Origin of the sequence: Pseudomonas sp. MF6396 (assembly GCF_002018915.1) — a bacterium.
GTDB classification, from domain to species: Bacteria; Pseudomonadota; Gammaproteobacteria; order Pseudomonadales; family Pseudomonadaceae; genus Aquipseudomonas; species Aquipseudomonas palmensis.
In genome coordinates, this window is record NZ_MVOK01000008.1 from 111,253 (window position 1) to 126,801 (window position 15,549).

Below are 15,549 nucleotides of genomic sequence, written 5' to 3' on the forward strand. Positions count from 1 at the left end.
CAATCGCCAAAGCCCCGACAACACATAATTAGAGAACACCCGCATGCGCACTTTAGTGATTGAGCCCCTGACCAAAGAAGCCTTCGCCCCTTTCGGTGACGTGATCGAAACCGACGGCAGCGACCACTTCATGATCAACAACGGTTCGACCATGCGCTTCCACAAGCTGGCCACGGTAGAAACCGCCCAGCCCGAGGACTCCGCCATCATCAGCATCTTCCGCGCCGACGCGCAGGACATGCCGCTGACCGTGCGCATGCTGGAGCGCCATCCGCTGGGCAGCCAGGCCTTCATCCCGCTGCTCGGCAATCCCTTTCTGATCGTGGTCGCGCCCGTTGGCGATGTACCTGTATCGGGTCTTGTCCGCGCCTTTGTCAGTAATGGCAGGCAGGGCATCAATTACCATCGCGGCGTCTGGCACCACCCGGTGCTGACGATCGAAAAGCGGGATGACTTCCTGGTGGTTGATCGCAGCGGTTCCGGCAACAACTGCGACGAACATTTCTTCAATGAGGATGAGCAACTGATCCTCGCACCCCACCAATAAGAGAAGGTCGGTCACTGGCCTGCGGTGACCGGCAAGAGGTAAAGACTGTGGAAGCACATCTGTTGGAATGGCTGAACCTGAGCGTGCGCTGGGTTCACATGATCACTGGCGTGGCCTGGATCGGCGCGTCGTTCTATTTCGTATGGCTGGAGAACAACCTCAACCGGGCCAACCCGCGCGACGGTCTGTCGGGCGACCTCTGGGCGATTCACGGTGGCGGTATCTACCACCTGGAAAAGTACAAGCTGGCCCCGCCGAAAATGCCGGAGAACCTGCACTGGTTCAAATGGGAAGCCTACTTCACCTGGATGTCGGGTATTGCCCTGCTGTGCCTGGTGTTCTACTGGAACCCCAGCGTCTACCTGCTGGCCCCCGGCAGCACCCTGAGCGGTGGTGAAGGCATCGCCATCGGCGTCGGTTCGCTGATCGCCGGCTGGTTCATCTACGACGTGCTGTGCGACTCGCCCCTGGGCAAGCGCCCCGGCCTGCTCGGCCTGGTGCTGTTCGTGCTGATCATTGCGGCCTGCTACGGCTTCAGCCAGGTGTTCAGCGGCCGTGGTGCGTACCTGCACACCGGCGCGATCATCGGCACCATCATGGTCGGCAACGTGTTCCGCATCATCATGCCGGCCCAGCGTGCACTGGTCGCCGCCATCGAGAAGAACGAAACCCCCGACCCGACCCTGCCGGCCAAGGGCCTGCTGCGTTCGCGCCACAACAACTACTTCACCCTGCCGGTGCTGTTCATCATGATCAGCAACCACTTCCCGAGCACCTACGGCAGCCAGTACAACTGGCTGATCCTGGCCGGGATCGCGATTGCAGCGGTGCTGGTGCGTCACTACTTCAACACCCGCCACGACAGCGCCAAGTACGCCTGGACCCTGCCCGTCGGCGCCCTGGCGATGATCTGCCTGGCCTACGTCACCGGCCCCAAGCCGATGCCGACCGCCCCTGAGCAGGCCGCTGCCAAGGTCCAGTACCAGCCGCTGCCGGAAACCGCACTGGGTGGCAAGACCGCTGCCGAGAAAGCCGCCGAACAGGCTGCCAACCCGGCACCTGCCGCCACCCCGGCCGAAGCACCCGCCACTGCCACCGCTGCGGCGGACAGCGGCAACTTCGACAAGATCCACAGCGTCATCCAGGAACGCTGCACCGTGTGCCATTCGGCCAAGCCGACCAGCCCGCTGTTCAGTGCCGCCCCGGCCGGCGTGATGCTCGATACCCCGCAACAGATCCAGCAACTGGCCCCACGCATCCAGGCACAGGCCGTCGCCAGCCAGATCATGCCCCTGGGCAACATCACCCAGATGACCCAGCAGGAACGTGAACTGATTGGTGCATGGATCGCCAAGGGTGCTCCAACCAACTGATACAAGCTTCAAGCGGCAAGCTACAAGCTGCAAGCCAGGCGCGGCCTCCTGCTTCTTCGCAAGCAGGGCGCCTGAGCCTGCAGCTACCCAGAATAAAAACAAAACCTGAGGTGCTGCATGTCCGAGTCACGCAAGGCGTACATCCCCGTTGCGCCGCCACGACAGCCACTGCCCCTGCTGCAACTGATCCTGGTGGGTTTGCAACATGTTCTGCTGATGTACGGAGGTGCCATTGCGGTGCCGCTGATCATCGGGCAGGCCGCCGGGCTCTCTCGTGAAGAAATCGCATTCCTGATCAATGCCGATCTGCTGGTCGCCGGTGTCGCCACCGTGGTCCAGTCGCTCGGCATTGGCGCACTGGGCATCCGCATGCCGGTGATGATGGGCGCCAGCTTCGCCGCCGTCGGCAGCATGGTGGCCATGGCCGGCATGCCCGGCGTGGGCCTGCAGGGGATTTTCGGCGCGACCATCGCCGCCGGCTTCTTCGGCATGCTGATCGCCCCGTTCATGTCCAAGGTGGTGAGGTTTTTCCCGCCACTGGTCACCGGCACGGTGATTACCTCCATCGGTCTGTCGCTGTTCCCGGTCGCCGTCAACTGGGCCGGCGGCGGCGCGGCGGCCGCGCCGTTCGGCTCGCCGATCTACCTGGCCGTGGCCGGCCTGGTGCTGACCACCATCCTGCTGATCAATCGCTTTATGCGTGGCTTCTGGGTGAACGTGTCGGTACTGATCGGCATGGGCCTGGGCTACATCATTGCCGGCGCCATCGGCATGGTCGACCTCAGCGGCCTGGCCCAGGCCCCCTGGGTACAGGTGGTCACCCCGCTGCACTTCGGCATGCCCACCTTCAGCCTGGCGCCGATCCTGTCGATGTGCCTGGTGGTGGTGATCATCTTTGTCGAGTCCACCGGCATGTTCCTGGCGCTGGGCAAGGTCACCGAGCGTGAAGTGACCCCGGGCATGCTGCGTCGCGGCCTGTTCTGGGACGCCGGCGCCTCGTTCGTGGCAGGCTTTTTCAACACCTTCACCCACTCCTCGTTCGCACAGAACATCGGCCTGGTCCAGATGACCGGCGTGCGCTGCCGCTACGTGACCGTGGTGGCCGGGCTGTTCCTGATCGTGCTCAGCCTGCTGCCCAAGGCGGCATTCCTGATTGCCTCGATCCCGCCGGCGGTACTGGGCGGCGCCTCCATCGCCATGTTCGGCATGGTCGCGGCCACCGGCATCAAGATCCTGCAGGAGGCCGACATCGGCGACCGACGCAACCAGTTGCTGGTGGCCGTCAGCGTCGGCATGGGCCTGATCCCGGTGGTACGTCCGGAGTTCTTCGCGCAGATGCCGCAATGGATGGAGCCGATCACCCACAGCGGCATCGCCATGGCCACCGTCAGTGCCCTGGTACTGAACCTGCTGTTCAACGTATTGGGCGGCGCCGAACGCGCCGCGCACAACGACGCCGTGCACCAGCACTGATACACGGAGCGGCGCCTGCCGCCCCGCTCAACCCGAGCACCACGCAGTACCGTCGGCCCCTGGGAGTGGGCCGCTCGGGGCGCGTTTGCGCCGAAAAAACCGCAATCCAACAATAACAATAGCCGGGAATAACCACATGAAACGCATCACCTCTTCCCTCTTGCTGGGCAGCAGCTTGCTGGCCACGCTTCCTGCGGTAGCGGAGGACCTGCTGCTCTGGCACACCAACAGCCTGACGTATCTGTACGGCAAGGACTTTCAGGTCAACCCGCGGATCCAGCAGACGGTGACTTTCGAGCACGCCAACAAATGGAAGTACGGCGACAACTTCCTGTTCGTCGACAAGATCTTCTACAACGGCGGCCAAGACCGTAACAAGGGCAAGAACACCTACTACAGCGAGATCAGCCCGCGCCTGTCGTTCGGCAAGATCTTCGACCAGAAGCTGGAGTTCGGCCCGATCAAGGACGTGCTGCTGGCCATGACCTACGAAACCGGTGAAGGCGACAACGAGGCCTACCTGATCGGCCCGGGCTTCGACCTGGCCATCCCCGGCTTCAACTACTTCACCCTCAACTTCTACCAGCGCAACACCGAAGGCAGCCGCCCGGGTGATCGCGTGTGGCAGATCACCCCGGCGTTCTCCTACACCATCCCCATGGGCCGGTCCGACCTGCTGATCGATGGCTACATGGACTGGGTGGTGGACAACGACGAAAGCCGTCGCGGCACCTACCACGCCAACCTGCACTTCAACCCGCAGGTCAAGTACGACCTTGGCAAGGCGCTGAACATCGGCGCCAAGCAGCTGTACGTGGGTATCGAATACAGCTACTGGAAGGACAAATACGGCATCGAGGACAGCGATCGCCTCAAGACCAACCAGAGCGTGACCAGTGCGCTGATCAAGGTTCACTTCTAAAACCTGATCGAACGCACAGTTTTTGTCGCACACGCTCCATAACGGAGCACTTGAGGGACGGCGCGCAAGCCAGTAATCTGCGCGCCCCCTCGCTCAGGGTAGGACCCCTCCTACCTGCGTTTACTGACCGCTCAGTCAATGAATTCGGGCGGTTGGTAAGCGTATTGCCAGCCTCACGCCCCTTGTTCAACTGTTCAGAAAGACGTCGAGCAGGCCCGTTGCGCCAACCCGCCAAGGTTGGCTCAGCTCTTGCGAACGCGCTGTGGCCGATCGAAAAAAGCTGACCAAAAAGACAACACGTTGAACCAGAACGGCGCCGACACAGAGTGCCGAATCAATCAAGGGAGCACGCAATGCGCATTACCAACAGCCTGATGCTTGCAGGCGGCCTGCTGGCGGCAAGTACCGCCACCGCCGGTGACCTGCTGCAGTGGCAGAACAACAGCCTGACCTACCTCTACGGCAAGGACTTTACGGTCAACCCGCAGATCCAGCAGACCTTCACTTTCGAGCACGCCGATGCCTGGAAGTACGGCGACAACTTCCTGTTCATCGACAAGATCTTCTACAACGGCAAGAAGGACGGCAACGTCGGTCCGAACACCTACTACGGCGAGTTCACCCCGCGCCTGTCGTTCGGCAAGATCTTCGACCAGAAACTGGAGTTCGGCCCGGTCAAGGATGTGCTGCTGGCCATGACCTACGAGTTTGGCGAGGGAGACAACGAGTCGTACCTGATCGGCCCAGGCTTCGACCTGGCCATCCCCGGCTTCGACTACTTCCAGCTCAACTTCTACCAGCGCCACACCGAGGGCAGCCGCGCCGGTGACAACGTATGGCAGATCACCCCGGTGTGGTCGTACACCATTCCCGTGGGCAAGTCGGACATCCTGATCGACGGCTACATGGACTGGGTGGTGGACAACGACGAAACCCGGCGTCGCGGCACCTATCATTCCAACCTGCACTTCAACCCTCAGATCAAGTATGACCTGGGCAAGGCCCTGAACCTGGGCGAAAAACAGCTGTACGTCGGTTTCGAATACGACTACTGGAAAGACAAGTACGGTATCAAGGACAGCGACGCCTTCGATACCGACCAGAACACCGCGAGCCTGCTGGTGAAAGTGCACTTCTGACCGGGTTGCGTTCTTCGCCGGCAAGGCCGGCTCCTACAGACGGCTCACTCCTGTAGGAGCCGGCCTTGCCGGCGAAGAGGCCATCAGCCCCGGATGGCCTTCCAGAGCTTGCCCACCACGGCAACCACCGCCAGCACCGCAGCCCCCGCCACTACGCCCACGCCGGCATTGAGCAAGGCCGTCGTCAGCGCCCCGCCACGCCCTTCGCCGAAGGCCTCGATGGCATGATGCAGCGGCGCGATGCCATGCACCAGAATCCCCCCACCTACCAGGAACATCGCCGCGGTGCCGATCACCGACAGGCTTTTCATCATGTAGGGCGCCGCACTCAAAATGCCGTTGCCGATGGCCTTGGCTGCACGCGAGGCCTTTTGCGTCAGCCACAGGCCCAGATCATCCAGCTTGACGATCCCCGCCACCAGCCCGTACACGCCGATCGTCATCACGATCGCGATGCCCGACAGCACGATGATCTGCTGGGGCAGTGGCGCATCGGCCACGGTGCCCAGCGTGATGGCGATGATCTCGGCCGAGAGAATGAAGTCGGTACGCACCGCGCCCTTGATCTTGTCTTTCTCGAACGTCACCAGGTCGACCGCCGGGTTGGCCACTGCTTCGGTCAATGCCGCATGCCCGGCCTTGGCCTCCTCGGCGCTGTGCAGAAACCTGTGCGCGAGCTTTTCGAACCCCTCGAAGCACAGGTAGGCGCCGCCGAGCATCAGCAGCGGGGTTACCGCCCACGGGATGAATGCGCTGATCAGCAACGCAGCCGGCACCAGGATCAGCTTGTTCAGGAACGAGCCCTTGGCCACCGCCCACACCACCGGCAGTTCCCGCTCGGCGCGCACACCCGTGACCTGCTGGGCATTGAGCGCCAGATCATCACCCAGTACGCCGGCGGTCTTCTTGGCCGCGACCTTGGTCATGACCGAGACATCGTCGAGTACCGTGGCGATATCGTCGATCAGTACCAGCAAACTGCTTGCAGCCATGATTCATGTTCCATTGAGGTGAGATGGCGCCAAGCTTAGCCTGTCGATGGGCAAAAGGGGCGACCTTGAGCGCTTCGCGAACGCGGTGCTACCATGCGCAACCGCCTGCCCAGGCCTGTTGCCGCACGCGGCCAGATACAAGGAACAGCGCCACCATGAGCACCATTCGCGAGCGCAACAAAGAACTGATCCTGCGGGCCGCCAGCGAGGAGTTCGCCGACAAGGGCTTCGCTGCCACCAAGACCAGCGACATCGCGGCCAAGGCCGGCCTGCCCAAGCCCAACGTCTACTACTACTTCAAATCCAAGGAAAACCTCTACCGCGAGGTGCTCGAAAGCATCATCGAGCCGATCATGCAGGCCTCCACCCCGTTCAATGCCGACGGTGAGCCGCAAGAGGTGCTCAGTGCCTACATCCGCTCCAAGGTGCGCATCTCCCGCGACCTGCCCTTCGCGTCCAAGGTGTTCGCCAGCGAGATCATGCACGGCGCGCCGCACCTGAGCGCAAGCCAGGTCGAGCAGCTCAACGTGCAGGCACGGCACAACATCGAATGCATCCAGGGCTGGATCGAACGCGGCCTGATCGCCCCGGTCGACCCGCACCACCTGATGTTCAGCATCTGGGCTGCAACCCAGACCTATGCCGATTTCGACTGGCAGATCTCGGTGGTCACCGGCAAGGCCAAGCTCGAGGACAGCGACTACGAGGCGGCGGCGCAGACCATCATCCGGCTGGTGCTCAAGGGCTGTGCGCCGGACGCCTGATCGCGTTGACTGCTTCGCCGGCAAGGCCGGCTCCTACAAGGCTCGCGCAGACATGTAGGAGCCGGCCTTGCCGGCGAAAGGGCCCTACGCCGCTACCCCCGCATCCGCCGTCAGCCCCGCCTCTTCGATCGCACTGATCGCGCACTGCTCGTCGATATCCGACGTATCACCGCTGATACCGATCGCGCCCAGCACTGCCCCGCTCTGATCCCGAATCAGCACCCCACCCGGCGCCGGCACCACAGGGCTCTGGCCCAACCCGTTGAGCGCGGCAAAGAACGCCGGGCGCTGCTGCGCGTCCAGCGCCAGCAGGCGCGAGCCCTTGCCCAGCGCAATCGTGCCCCACGCCTTGCCCATCGCCACCTGCGGACGCAGCAGGCTGGCGCCGTCCTCGCGCTGCAGAGTCAGCAGGTGCCCACCGGCATCGAGCACCACCACGGTCAGCGGCGCCGCCGAAATCCTGCGGCCGGCCGCCAGCGCGCCATTCACCAGGCTCACCGCTACTTTCAAGCTCAGAACGTTCATCCAAAGGTCCTCTTGTTGTTAGAAGCCCACGTGGGCAAGTGAAAAACCGATACAACAAATAGAACACAATGAAGAATATTTTTGTATACAATAATTCACTCCATCCGACCAAAACCCGTCACAACCCCTTTTTACGGGGTAACGACGAAAGCACCCGGTGGCGGATGAAAATGGATTGACCAGAGTCGCCTGCCGTGAATACACTCTGTCGAAAAGCAATTTGTATACAATTACAAAATCTAAGAGGCACAAAACCATGAGCAAAATGAGAGCAATCGATGCAGCCGTGCTGGTCATGCGCCGTGAAGGCGTCGACACCGCATTCGGCATCCCGGGCGCCGCGATCAACCCGCTGTATTCGGCCCTGAAGAAAGTCGGCGGCATCGATCACGTCCTTGCTCGTCACGTGGAAGGTGCCTCGCACATGGCCGAGGGCTACACCCGTACCAAGGCCGGCAACATCGGCGTGTGCATCGGCACCTCCGGCCCTGCCGGCACCGACATGGTCACCGGCCTGTACAGCGCCTCGGCCGACTCCATCCCGATTCTGTGCATCACCGGCCAGGCGCCCCGCTCGCGCCTGCACAAGGAAGACTTCCAGGCCGTCGACATCACCAGCATCGTCAAGCCGGTCACCAAGTGGGCCACCACCGTGCTCGAACCTGGCCAGGTGCCGTATGCGTTCCAGAAAGCCTTCTATGAAATGCGCACCGGCCGTCCTGGCCCGGTACTGATCGACCTGCCGTTCGACGTGCAGATGGCCGAGATCGAATTCGACATCGACGCCTACCAGCCGCTGCCGGTGAGCAAGCCGTCGGCCAACCGCGTGCAGGTCGAGAAGGCCCTGGCCATGCTCGACTCCGCCGAGCGTCCGCTGCTGGTGGCCGGTGGCGGCATCATCAACGCCGATGCCAGCGACAAGCTGGTGGAATTCGCCGAACTCACCGGTATCCCGGTCATCCCGACCCTGATGGGCTGGGGCACCATCCCTGACGACCACCCGCTGATGGTGGGCATGGTCGGCCTGCAGACCTCGCACCGCTACGGCAACGCGACCATGCTCAAGTCGGACGTGGTGCTGGGCATCGGCAACCGCTGGGCCAACCGCCATACCGGCTCGGTGGATGTGTACACCGAAGGCCGTCGCTTCATTCACGTCGACATCGAACCGACCCAGATCGGCCGTGTGTTCACCCCGGACCTGGGTATCGTGTCCGACGCCGGCGCCGCACTGGACGTGTTCCTGGAAGTGGCCCGCGAGTGGAAAGCCGCCGGCAAGCTCAAGGACCGTGGCGAGTGGCTCAAGGACTGCCAGCAGCGCAAGGCCAGCCTGCACCGCAAGACCCACTTCGACAACGTGCCGGTCAAACCGCAGCGCGTGTACCAGGAAATGAACCAGGTGTTCGGCAAGGACACCTGCTACGTCAGCACCATCGGCCTGTCGCAGATCGCCGGTGCGCAGTTCCTGCACGTGTACAAGCCGCGTCACTGGATCAACTGCGGCCAGGCCGGCCCGCTGGGCTGGACCATTCCTGCGGCACTGGGCGTGGTCAAGGCCGACCCGTCGCGCAAGGTCGTGGCACTGTCGGGCGACTATGACTTCCAGTTCATGATCGAAGAGCTGGCGGTGGGCGCGCAGTTCAACCTGCCGTACATCCATGTAGTGGTGAACAACTCCTACCTGGGGCTGATCCGCCAGGCCCAACGCGGCTTCGAGATGGATTACTGTGTACAGCTGGCGTTCGAGAACCTCAACGCCCCGGAACTGAACGGCTACGGCGTGGACCACGTCGCGGTTGTAGAAGGTCTGGGTTGCAAGGCACTGCGCGTGTTCAAGCCGGAAGAAATCCAGCCGGCCCTGCGCAAGGCCCAGCAGATGGCCGAAGAGTTCAAGGTGCCGGTCGTGGTCGAGGTGATCCTCGAGCGCGTGACCAATATTTCCATGGGTACCGAAATCAACGCGGTCAACGAATTCGAAGACCTGGCGCTGGTCGGCAACGACGCGCCAACCGCGATCTCGCTGCTCGACTGACTGTTGTAGCGGCCCTGCTGCCCAGCGCACAGGGCCCACTTTTGCAAGGAGACAACCATGCCTCGTTTCGCCGCCAACCTGTCCATGCTGTTCACCGAGCAGGACTTTCTCGCCCGTTTCAAGGCTGCTGCCGACGCCGGCTTCAGCGGGGTCGAGTACCTCTTCCCGTACGATTTCAGCTCGGCTGAAATCAAGCAGCACCTGGACAGCAACGGCCTGACCCAGGTGCTGTTCAACCTGCCGGCCGGCGACTGGGCCAAGGGTGATCGCGGCATCGCCTGCGACCCGTCCCGTGTCGAGGAATTCCGTGCCGGCGTGGACCTGGCCATTGCCTACGCCCAGGTACTGGGCAACACCCAGGTCAACTGCCTGGCCGGTATTCGCCCACAAGGCCCGGACTGCGCCACGGTGCGCAAGACCTTTGTCGACAACCTGAAGTTCGCCGCCGACAAGCTGCAGGCAGCAGGCATCAAGCTGGTGATGGAGATGATCAACACCCGCGACATCCCGGGCTTCTACCTGAACACCACCAAGCAGGCGCTGGAGATCCAGGCCGAAGTGGGCAGCACCAACCTGTTCCTGCAGTACGACATCTACCACATGCAGATCATGGAAGGTGACCTGGCCCGCACGATGGAAGGCAACCTGGCCAAGATCAACCACATCCAGCTGGCCGACAACCCGGGCCGCAACGAGCCGGGCACCGGCGAGATCAACTACCGCTTCCTGTTCGAGCACCTGGACCGTATCGGCTACCAGGGCTGGGTAGGCTGCGAATACAAGCCGCTGACCACCACCGAAGCGGGCCTTGGCTGGCTCAAGACCCACAACGCGATCTGAACCCCACATAACCCCTGTAGGAGCCAGCCTTGCTGGCGAAGGGGCCTGACCGAACACCTCATGGCCCCATTCGCCGGCAAGGCCGGCTCCTACATGTACAAAAACAAGAGGTAATTGTAATGGCTAAAATCGGATTCATCGGCACCGGCATCATGGGCCTTCCAATGGCTCAGAACCTGCAGAAGGCAGGTCACAGCCTGTTCCTTTCCTCGCACCACGGCGCCGCGCCGACCGACCTGATCGCCGCCGGCGGCGTGGCCCTGGCCAACCCCAAGGAAGTGGCCCAGGAAGCCGAATTCATCATCGTCATGGTGCCGGACACCCCGCAGGTCGAAGCCGTGCTGTTCGGTGAAAACGGCGTGGCCCAAGGCGTTGGCCCGAACAAGGTGGTGATCGACATGAGCTCGATCTCCCCTACCGCCACCAAAGCCTTCGCCGAGAAGATCAAGGCCACCGGCGCCACCTACCTCGACGCCCCGGTGTCCGGTGGTGAAGTCGGCGCCAAGGCCGCGACCCTGAGCATCATGGTCGGCGGTTGCCCCAAAGCCTTCGAACGTGCCCAGCCGCTGTTCCAGGCCATGGGCAAGAACATCACCCACGTGGGTGGCAGTGGTGACGGCCAGACCGCCAAGGTCGCCAACCAGATCATCGTGGCCCTGAACATCCAGGCCGTTGCCGAAGCCCTGCTGTTCGCCGCCAAGAACGGCGCCGACCCGGCCAAGGTGCGCGAAGCACTGATGGGCGGCTTTGCCTCCTCGAAAATCCTCGAAGTGCACGGCGAGCGCATGATCAAGGGCACCTTCGACCCGGGCTTTCGCATCAGCCTGCACCAGAAGGACCTGAACCTGGCCCTGCAGGGTGCCAAGGAGCTGAACATCAACCTGCCCAACACCGCCAATGCCCAACAGGTGTTCAGCACCTGCGCGGCCATCGGTGGCGCCAACTGGGACCACTCGGCGCTGGTCAAGGGCCTTGAGCACATGGCCAACTTCTCGATCCGCGGCGACAAGTAAGCGTCAAGCGGCAGGTTTCACGCGGCAAGACCGGCAGACCGCGCATCGGTCCGCTGTCTCTTGCAGCTTGTAGCCTGAAGCTTGCCGCGCTAAAGAGCACCACCCGCCCTTGGGCCCGTCTGCACGGAGGCAGGCCCAGGGGCGTTTTCGATTCTGCAAAACAATAAGATTTGGGAGCCTGCCATGTCGGTCGATCCGCAACACTTTCTGCGCGAGCTGTTCGCCACGGCCATCGATGCCGCGCATCCACGCCAGGTGCTCGAAGCCCACCTGCCCAGCGACCGCAGCGGCCGCGTCATCGTCATCGGCGCCGGCAAGGCCGCCGCCGCCATGGCCGAAGTGGTCGAGCGCAGTTGGCAGGGCGAGGTCTCGGGCCTGGTCGTGACCCGCTACGGCCACGGCGCCAGCTGCAGCAAGATCGAAGTGGTCGAAGCCGCCCACCCGGTACCGGACGCCGCCGGCCTGGCCGTGGCCAAGCGTGTGCTGGCGATGGTCAGCGACCTCAGCGCCGACGACAGGGTGATCTTCCTGCTCTCCGGCGGAGGTTCCGCCCTGCTGGCCCTGCCCGCCGAAGGCCTGACCCTGGCCGACAAGCAGCAGGTCAACAAGGCCCTGCTCAAATCCGGCGCCACCATCGGCGAGATGAACTGCGTGCGCAAGCACCTCTCGGCGATCAAGGGCGGCCGCCTGGCCAAGGCCTGCTGGCCGGCCACGGTGTACACCTACGCGATTTCCGACGTACCCGGCGACCTCGCCACCGTGATCGCCTCCGGCCCCACCGTGGCCGACCCGAGCACCTCGGCCGAAGCGCTGGCGATCCTCAAGCGCTACAACATCCAGGCCCCGGCCGCCGTCACCGCGTGGCTGAACAATCCGGCCTCCGAAACCGTCAAGGCCGATGACCCGGCCCTGGCCCGCAGCCACTTCCAGCTGATCGCCCGCCCCCAGCAGTCGCTGGAGGCCGCTGCGGTAAAGGCGCGCCAGGCCGGCTTCAGCCCGCTGATCCTGGGTGACCTGGAAGGTGAGTCGCGTGAAGTGGCCAAGGTGCATGCCGGCATCGCACGCCAGATCGTGCAGCACGGCCAGCCACTGGCGGCGCCCTGCGTGATCCTGTCGGGCGGCGAAACCACCGTCACCGTGCGCGGCAATGGCCGCGGCGGGCGCAACGCCGAGTTCCTGCTCAGCCTCACCGAAAGCCTCAAGGGGTTGCCCGGCGTGTACGCACTGGCCGGTGACACCGACGGCATCGACGGCTCCGAAGACAACGCCGGGGCCTTCATGACCCCCGACAGCTATGCGCGTGCCCAGGCCCTGGGCCTGTCGGCGGCGGACGAGCTGGACAACAACAATGGCTACGGTTATTTCGCCGCGCTCGACGCCTTGATCGTTACCGAGCCCACGCGCACCAACGTCAACGATTTTCGCGCCATCCTGATCCTCGAGACCGCACAACATGACGCCTGACAAGAAAGTCAAAATCCTCGCCACCCTCGGCCCCGCGACCAAAGGCATCGACGACATCCGTCAGCTGGTCGAAGCCGGGGTGAACATCTTTCGCCTGAACTTCAGCCACGGCGAGCACGCCGACCACGCCATGCGTTTCGAATGGATCCGCGAAGTGGAGCGCCAGCTCAACTACCCGCTGGGCATCCTCATGGACCTGCAGGGCCCCAAGCTGCGTGTCGGGCGTTTTGCCGAAGGCAAGGTGCAACTGCAACGCGGCCAGGCCCTGCGCCTGGACCTGGATGCCACACCGGGCGATGCACAGCGGGTCAACCTGCCCCACCCGGAGATCATCGCCGCGCTGGAGCCGGGAATGGACCTGCTGCTCGATGACGGCAAACTGCGCCTGCGCGTGACCGCCAAGCACGCCGACGCCATCGACACCGAGGTGCTCAACGGCGGCGAACTGTCCGACCGCAAGGGCGTGAACGTGCCCCAGGCGCTGCTCGAGCTCAGCCCGCTGACCGAAAAGGACCGTCGCGACCTGACCTTCGGCCTGGAACTGGGCGTGGACTGGGTGGCCCTGTCGTTCGTGCAGCGCCCTGAAGACATCATCGAGGCGCGCCAGCTGATCGGCGACCGGGCCTACCTGATGGCCAAGATCGAGAAGCCCTCGGCGGTCACGCAACTGCGCGAGATTGCCCAGTTGAGCGACGCGATCATGGTCGCCCGTGGCGACCTGGGCGTGGAAGTGCCGGCCGAAAGCGTGCCGCAGATCCAGCAGCGCATCATCACCACCTGCCGCCAGCTGGGCCGCCCGGTGGTGGTGGCCACGCAGATGCTCGAGTCGATGCGCTTCAGCCCGGCCCCGACCCGCGCCGAGGTCACCGACGTGGCCAACGCCGTGGCCGAGGGCGCCGATGCGGTGATGCTGTCGGCCGAGACCGCCTCGGGCGACTACCCGCTCGAAGCGGTGCAGATGATGAGCAAGATCATCCGCCAGGTCGAAAGCGGCCCGGACTACCAGGCCCAGCTGGACGTGGGCCGGCCACAGGCCGAGGCCACGGTGTCGGATGCGATCAGCTGCGCGATCCGTCGCATCAGCGGCATCCTGCCGGTGGCGGTGCTGGTGAACTACAGCGAGTCGGGCAACTCGACCCTGCGCGCAGCGCGTGAACGGCCGCGTGCACCGATCCTCAACCTGACCCCCAACCTCAACACCGCACGGCGCCTGAGTGTGGCCTGGGGCGTGCATTCGGTGGTCAACGATCGGTTGCGCCAGGTAGACGAAGTGGTGTCCACGGCACTGGAGATTGCCCAGGCCCAGGGCATGGCCAGCCGTGGCGACATCCTGTTGATCACTGCCGGTGTGCCTTTTGGCAAGCCGGGGTCGACCAATACGCTGCGGATCGAAACCCTGCTCTGACCGCTTCGCCGGCAACGCCGGCTCCTACACACGGCACAGACCCTGTAGGAGCCGGCCTTGCCGGCGAAGAGGCCCGCACTGACACACACCACACCGTGGGACAACAAAGCCCGAAGAGGCGCCCCACTCCACCCACCCTGACCCACTGCCATGTACACCAAGAACTTCGTCAACCCGTGCCCCGACTGGGCCACCGCCTTGCTCAACGGTTTCAGTCAGGTGCTGCTGCAGCGCAACCCGCTGTGCGGCCTGCTGTGCCTGCTGGCCATCCTGATCACCGCCCCCGAACTCATCGGCGGTGCGCTGCTGGGCGCCCTTGCCGGGCTGCTCACCGCGCAGCGCCGCGGCTACAACCGCGCCGACCGCCAGGCCGGCCTGTACAGCTACAACGGCGTGCTGCTGGGCCTGCTGCTCAGCCACGCACTGCCCTGGTCGGCCCTGCTGCCCCCGCTGATCATCGCCGCTGCGGGCCTGAGCAGCATGCTGGTGCACCAGTGGCTCAAGCGCAAAAGCCCCCGCCTGCTGCCCGCCTACACCGCGCCCTTCGTGCTGATCGGCTGGGCGGTACTGGCGCTGGCCGAGCCTTCCAGCGCCGGCTACGCCCCGGTCGCGGCCAACCCGCTGTTCGCCCTGGGCCGCGGCCTGGGCCAGATCTTCCTGCTCGACCAGCCGCTGGCTGGCCTGCTGATTGCCCTGGGCCTGCTGATCGCCAACCGCTACGCCGCCGCCTGGGCGCTACTGGGCGCCGCCCTGGGCGGCAGCGTGGCGCTGCTCGGTGGCGAGGCCGGTGCCGGCTACTACGGCCTGTACGGCTTCAATGCGGCGCTGGCCGCGCTGGCCTTCAGCCAGACCCGCGCACAACCCTGGCGGCCGTTGCTGGCCATCGTTCTGGCCATCGTGCTGCAACCGCTGCTGGGCCTGTTGCCGGTGCCGGGCCTGACCGCGCCGTTCATCCTCGCCTGCTGGCTGCTGCAACTGGGTACCGCTGCCCGACGTCGCCCGCTTGCACAGCTGCGGGCCAGCCCCTAGGCTCTGCTCCATCTTGTAATGGAAAGCGCCC

General features: G+C 64.1%; 14 protein-coding genes. 12 read left to right on the forward strand and 2 right to left on the reverse strand.

Features of this window, described 5'->3' with window-relative positions; genetic code table 11:
• Positions 1-43 precede the first annotated feature (43 nt).
• From MF6396_RS10460 to MF6396_RS10480, 5 genes are all read left to right on the forward strand, one after another.
• The gene (locus MF6396_RS10460; RefSeq protein WP_043862348.1) at positions 44-547 is read left to right on the forward strand and encodes an ureidoglycolate lyase; all 504 of its coding nucleotides are present in this window, start codon (positions 44-46) and stop codon (positions 545-547) included.
• 47 nt (positions 548-594) lie between these two features.
• Positions 595-1,920: a urate hydroxylase PuuD gene (locus MF6396_RS10465; RefSeq protein ID WP_043862347.1), complete on the forward strand. Its 1,326-nt coding sequence runs from the start codon at positions 595-597 to the stop codon at positions 1,918-1,920.
• Positions 1,921-2,037: 117 nt separating this feature from the next.
• Complete coding sequence (locus MF6396_RS10470) at positions 2,038-3,393, forward strand: nucleobase:cation symporter-2 family protein (protein WP_043862346.1); 1,356 nt, start codon at positions 2,038-2,040, stop codon at positions 3,391-3,393.
• Between the two features lie 136 nt (positions 3,394-3,529).
• Complete coding sequence (locus MF6396_RS10475) at positions 3,530-4,315, forward strand: outer membrane protein OmpK (RefSeq protein WP_043862345.1); 786 nt, start codon at positions 3,530-3,532, stop codon at positions 4,313-4,315.
• A 353-nt stretch (positions 4,316-4,668) separates the two neighbouring features.
• Positions 4,669-5,454, forward strand: a complete 786-nt coding sequence (locus MF6396_RS10480) for an outer membrane protein OmpK (RefSeq protein WP_043862344.1) — start codon at positions 4,669-4,671, stop codon at positions 5,452-5,454.
• Positions 5,455-5,537: 83 nt separating this feature from the next.
• Here the strand turns inward: MF6396_RS10480 and MF6396_RS10485 are convergent, their stop codons facing one another.
• The gene (locus tag MF6396_RS10485; RefSeq protein WP_054915600.1) at positions 5,538-6,446 is read right to left on the reverse strand and encodes a DUF808 domain-containing protein; all 909 of its coding nucleotides are present in this window, start codon (positions 6,444-6,446) and stop codon (positions 5,538-5,540) included.
• 155 nt (positions 6,447-6,601) lie between these two features.
• Between MF6396_RS10485 and MF6396_RS10490 the strand changes: the two genes are divergently transcribed.
• Positions 6,602-7,210, forward strand: coding sequence for a TetR/AcrR family transcriptional regulator (locus MF6396_RS10490; protein ID WP_043862341.1), 609 nt, complete (start codon positions 6,602-6,604; stop codon positions 7,208-7,210).
• A gap of 84 nt (positions 7,211-7,294) precedes the next feature.
• On the opposite strand, the gene MF6396_RS10495 is transcribed toward MF6396_RS10490, so the two are convergent.
• Complete coding sequence (locus MF6396_RS10495; protein WP_078480259.1) at positions 7,295-7,735, reverse strand: GlcG/HbpS family heme-binding protein; 441 nt, start codon at positions 7,733-7,735, stop codon at positions 7,295-7,297.
• Between the two features lie 256 nt (positions 7,736-7,991).
• On the opposite strand from MF6396_RS10495, the gene gcl reads away from it, so the two are divergent.
• The 6 genes from gcl to MF6396_RS10525 all read left to right on the forward strand — a co-directional run bounded on the left by gcl (position 7,992) and on the right by MF6396_RS10525 (position 15,518).
• Positions 7,992-9,767 carry a glyoxylate carboligase gene (gcl, locus tag MF6396_RS10500; RefSeq protein WP_043859896.1) on the forward strand — a complete coding sequence of 592 codons (1,776 nt, stop codon included), beginning with the start codon at positions 7,992-7,994 and terminating at the stop codon, positions 9,765-9,767.
• A gap of 57 nt (positions 9,768-9,824) precedes the next feature.
• Positions 9,825-10,607, forward strand: coding sequence for a hydroxypyruvate isomerase (hyi, locus tag MF6396_RS10505; RefSeq protein ID WP_054915603.1), 783 nt, complete (start codon positions 9,825-9,827; stop codon positions 10,605-10,607).
• Between the two features lie 119 nt (positions 10,608-10,726).
• Positions 10,727-11,620, forward strand: coding sequence for a 2-hydroxy-3-oxopropionate reductase (locus tag MF6396_RS10510; RefSeq protein WP_078480260.1), 894 nt, complete (start codon positions 10,727-10,729; stop codon positions 11,618-11,620).
• 183 nt (positions 11,621-11,803) lie between these two features.
• Positions 11,804-13,084 carry a glycerate kinase type-2 family protein gene (locus MF6396_RS10515; RefSeq protein ID WP_054915605.1) on the forward strand — a complete coding sequence of 427 codons (1,281 nt, stop codon included), beginning with the start codon at positions 11,804-11,806 and terminating at the stop codon, positions 13,082-13,084.
• Positions 13,074-14,489: a pyruvate kinase gene (gene pyk, locus MF6396_RS10520; RefSeq protein WP_043859892.1), complete on the forward strand. Its 1,416-nt coding sequence runs from the start codon at positions 13,074-13,076 to the stop codon at positions 14,487-14,489. The genes MF6396_RS10515 and pyk overlap by 11 nt, the downstream gene beginning before the upstream one ends.
• A gap of 150 nt (positions 14,490-14,639) precedes the next feature.
• A complete protein-coding gene (locus tag MF6396_RS10525) occupies positions 14,640-15,518 on the forward strand; it encodes an urea transporter (protein ID WP_058542041.1) in 879 nt (292 codons plus the stop codon).
• The last annotated feature ends 31 nt before the right edge of the window (positions 15,519-15,549 follow it).

Bases quoted from the DNA above. Each gene is read 5' to 3' on its own strand.
- MF6396_RS10460 (WP_043862348.1), top strand. From the start codon at position 44: ATGCGCACTTTAGTGATTGAGCCCCTGACCAAAGAAGCCTTCGCCCCT.
- MF6396_RS10470 (WP_043862346.1), top strand. From the start codon at position 2,038: ATGTCCGAGTCACGCAAGGCGTACATCCCCGTTGCGCCGCCACGACAG.
- MF6396_RS10475 (WP_043862345.1), top strand. From the start codon at position 3,530: ATGAAACGCATCACCTCTTCCCTCTTGCTGGGCAGCAGCTTGCTGGCC.
- MF6396_RS10480 (WP_043862344.1), top strand. From the start codon at position 4,669: ATGCGCATTACCAACAGCCTGATGCTTGCAGGCGGCCTGCTGGCGGCA.
- MF6396_RS10485 (WP_054915600.1), bottom strand. From the start codon at position 6,446: ATGGCTGCAAGCAGTTTGCTGGTACTGATCGACGATATCGCCACGGTA.
- MF6396_RS10490 (WP_043862341.1), top strand. From the start codon at position 6,602: ATGAGCACCATTCGCGAGCGCAACAAAGAACTGATCCTGCGGGCCGCC.
- MF6396_RS10495 (WP_078480259.1), bottom strand. From the start codon at position 7,735: ATGAACGTTCTGAGCTTGAAAGTAGCGGTGAGCCTGGTGAATGGCGCG.
- gcl (WP_043859896.1), top strand. From the start codon at position 7,992: ATGAGCAAAATGAGAGCAATCGATGCAGCCGTGCTGGTCATGCGCCGT.
- hyi (WP_054915603.1), top strand. From the start codon at position 9,825: ATGCCTCGTTTCGCCGCCAACCTGTCCATGCTGTTCACCGAGCAGGAC.
- MF6396_RS10510 (WP_078480260.1), top strand. From the start codon at position 10,727: ATGGCTAAAATCGGATTCATCGGCACCGGCATCATGGGCCTTCCAATG.
- MF6396_RS10515 (WP_054915605.1), top strand. From the start codon at position 11,804: ATGTCGGTCGATCCGCAACACTTTCTGCGCGAGCTGTTCGCCACGGCC.
- pyk (WP_043859892.1), top strand. From the start codon at position 13,074: ATGACGCCTGACAAGAAAGTCAAAATCCTCGCCACCCTCGGCCCCGCG.
- MF6396_RS10525 (WP_058542041.1), top strand. From the start codon at position 14,640: ATGTACACCAAGAACTTCGTCAACCCGTGCCCCGACTGGGCCACCGCC.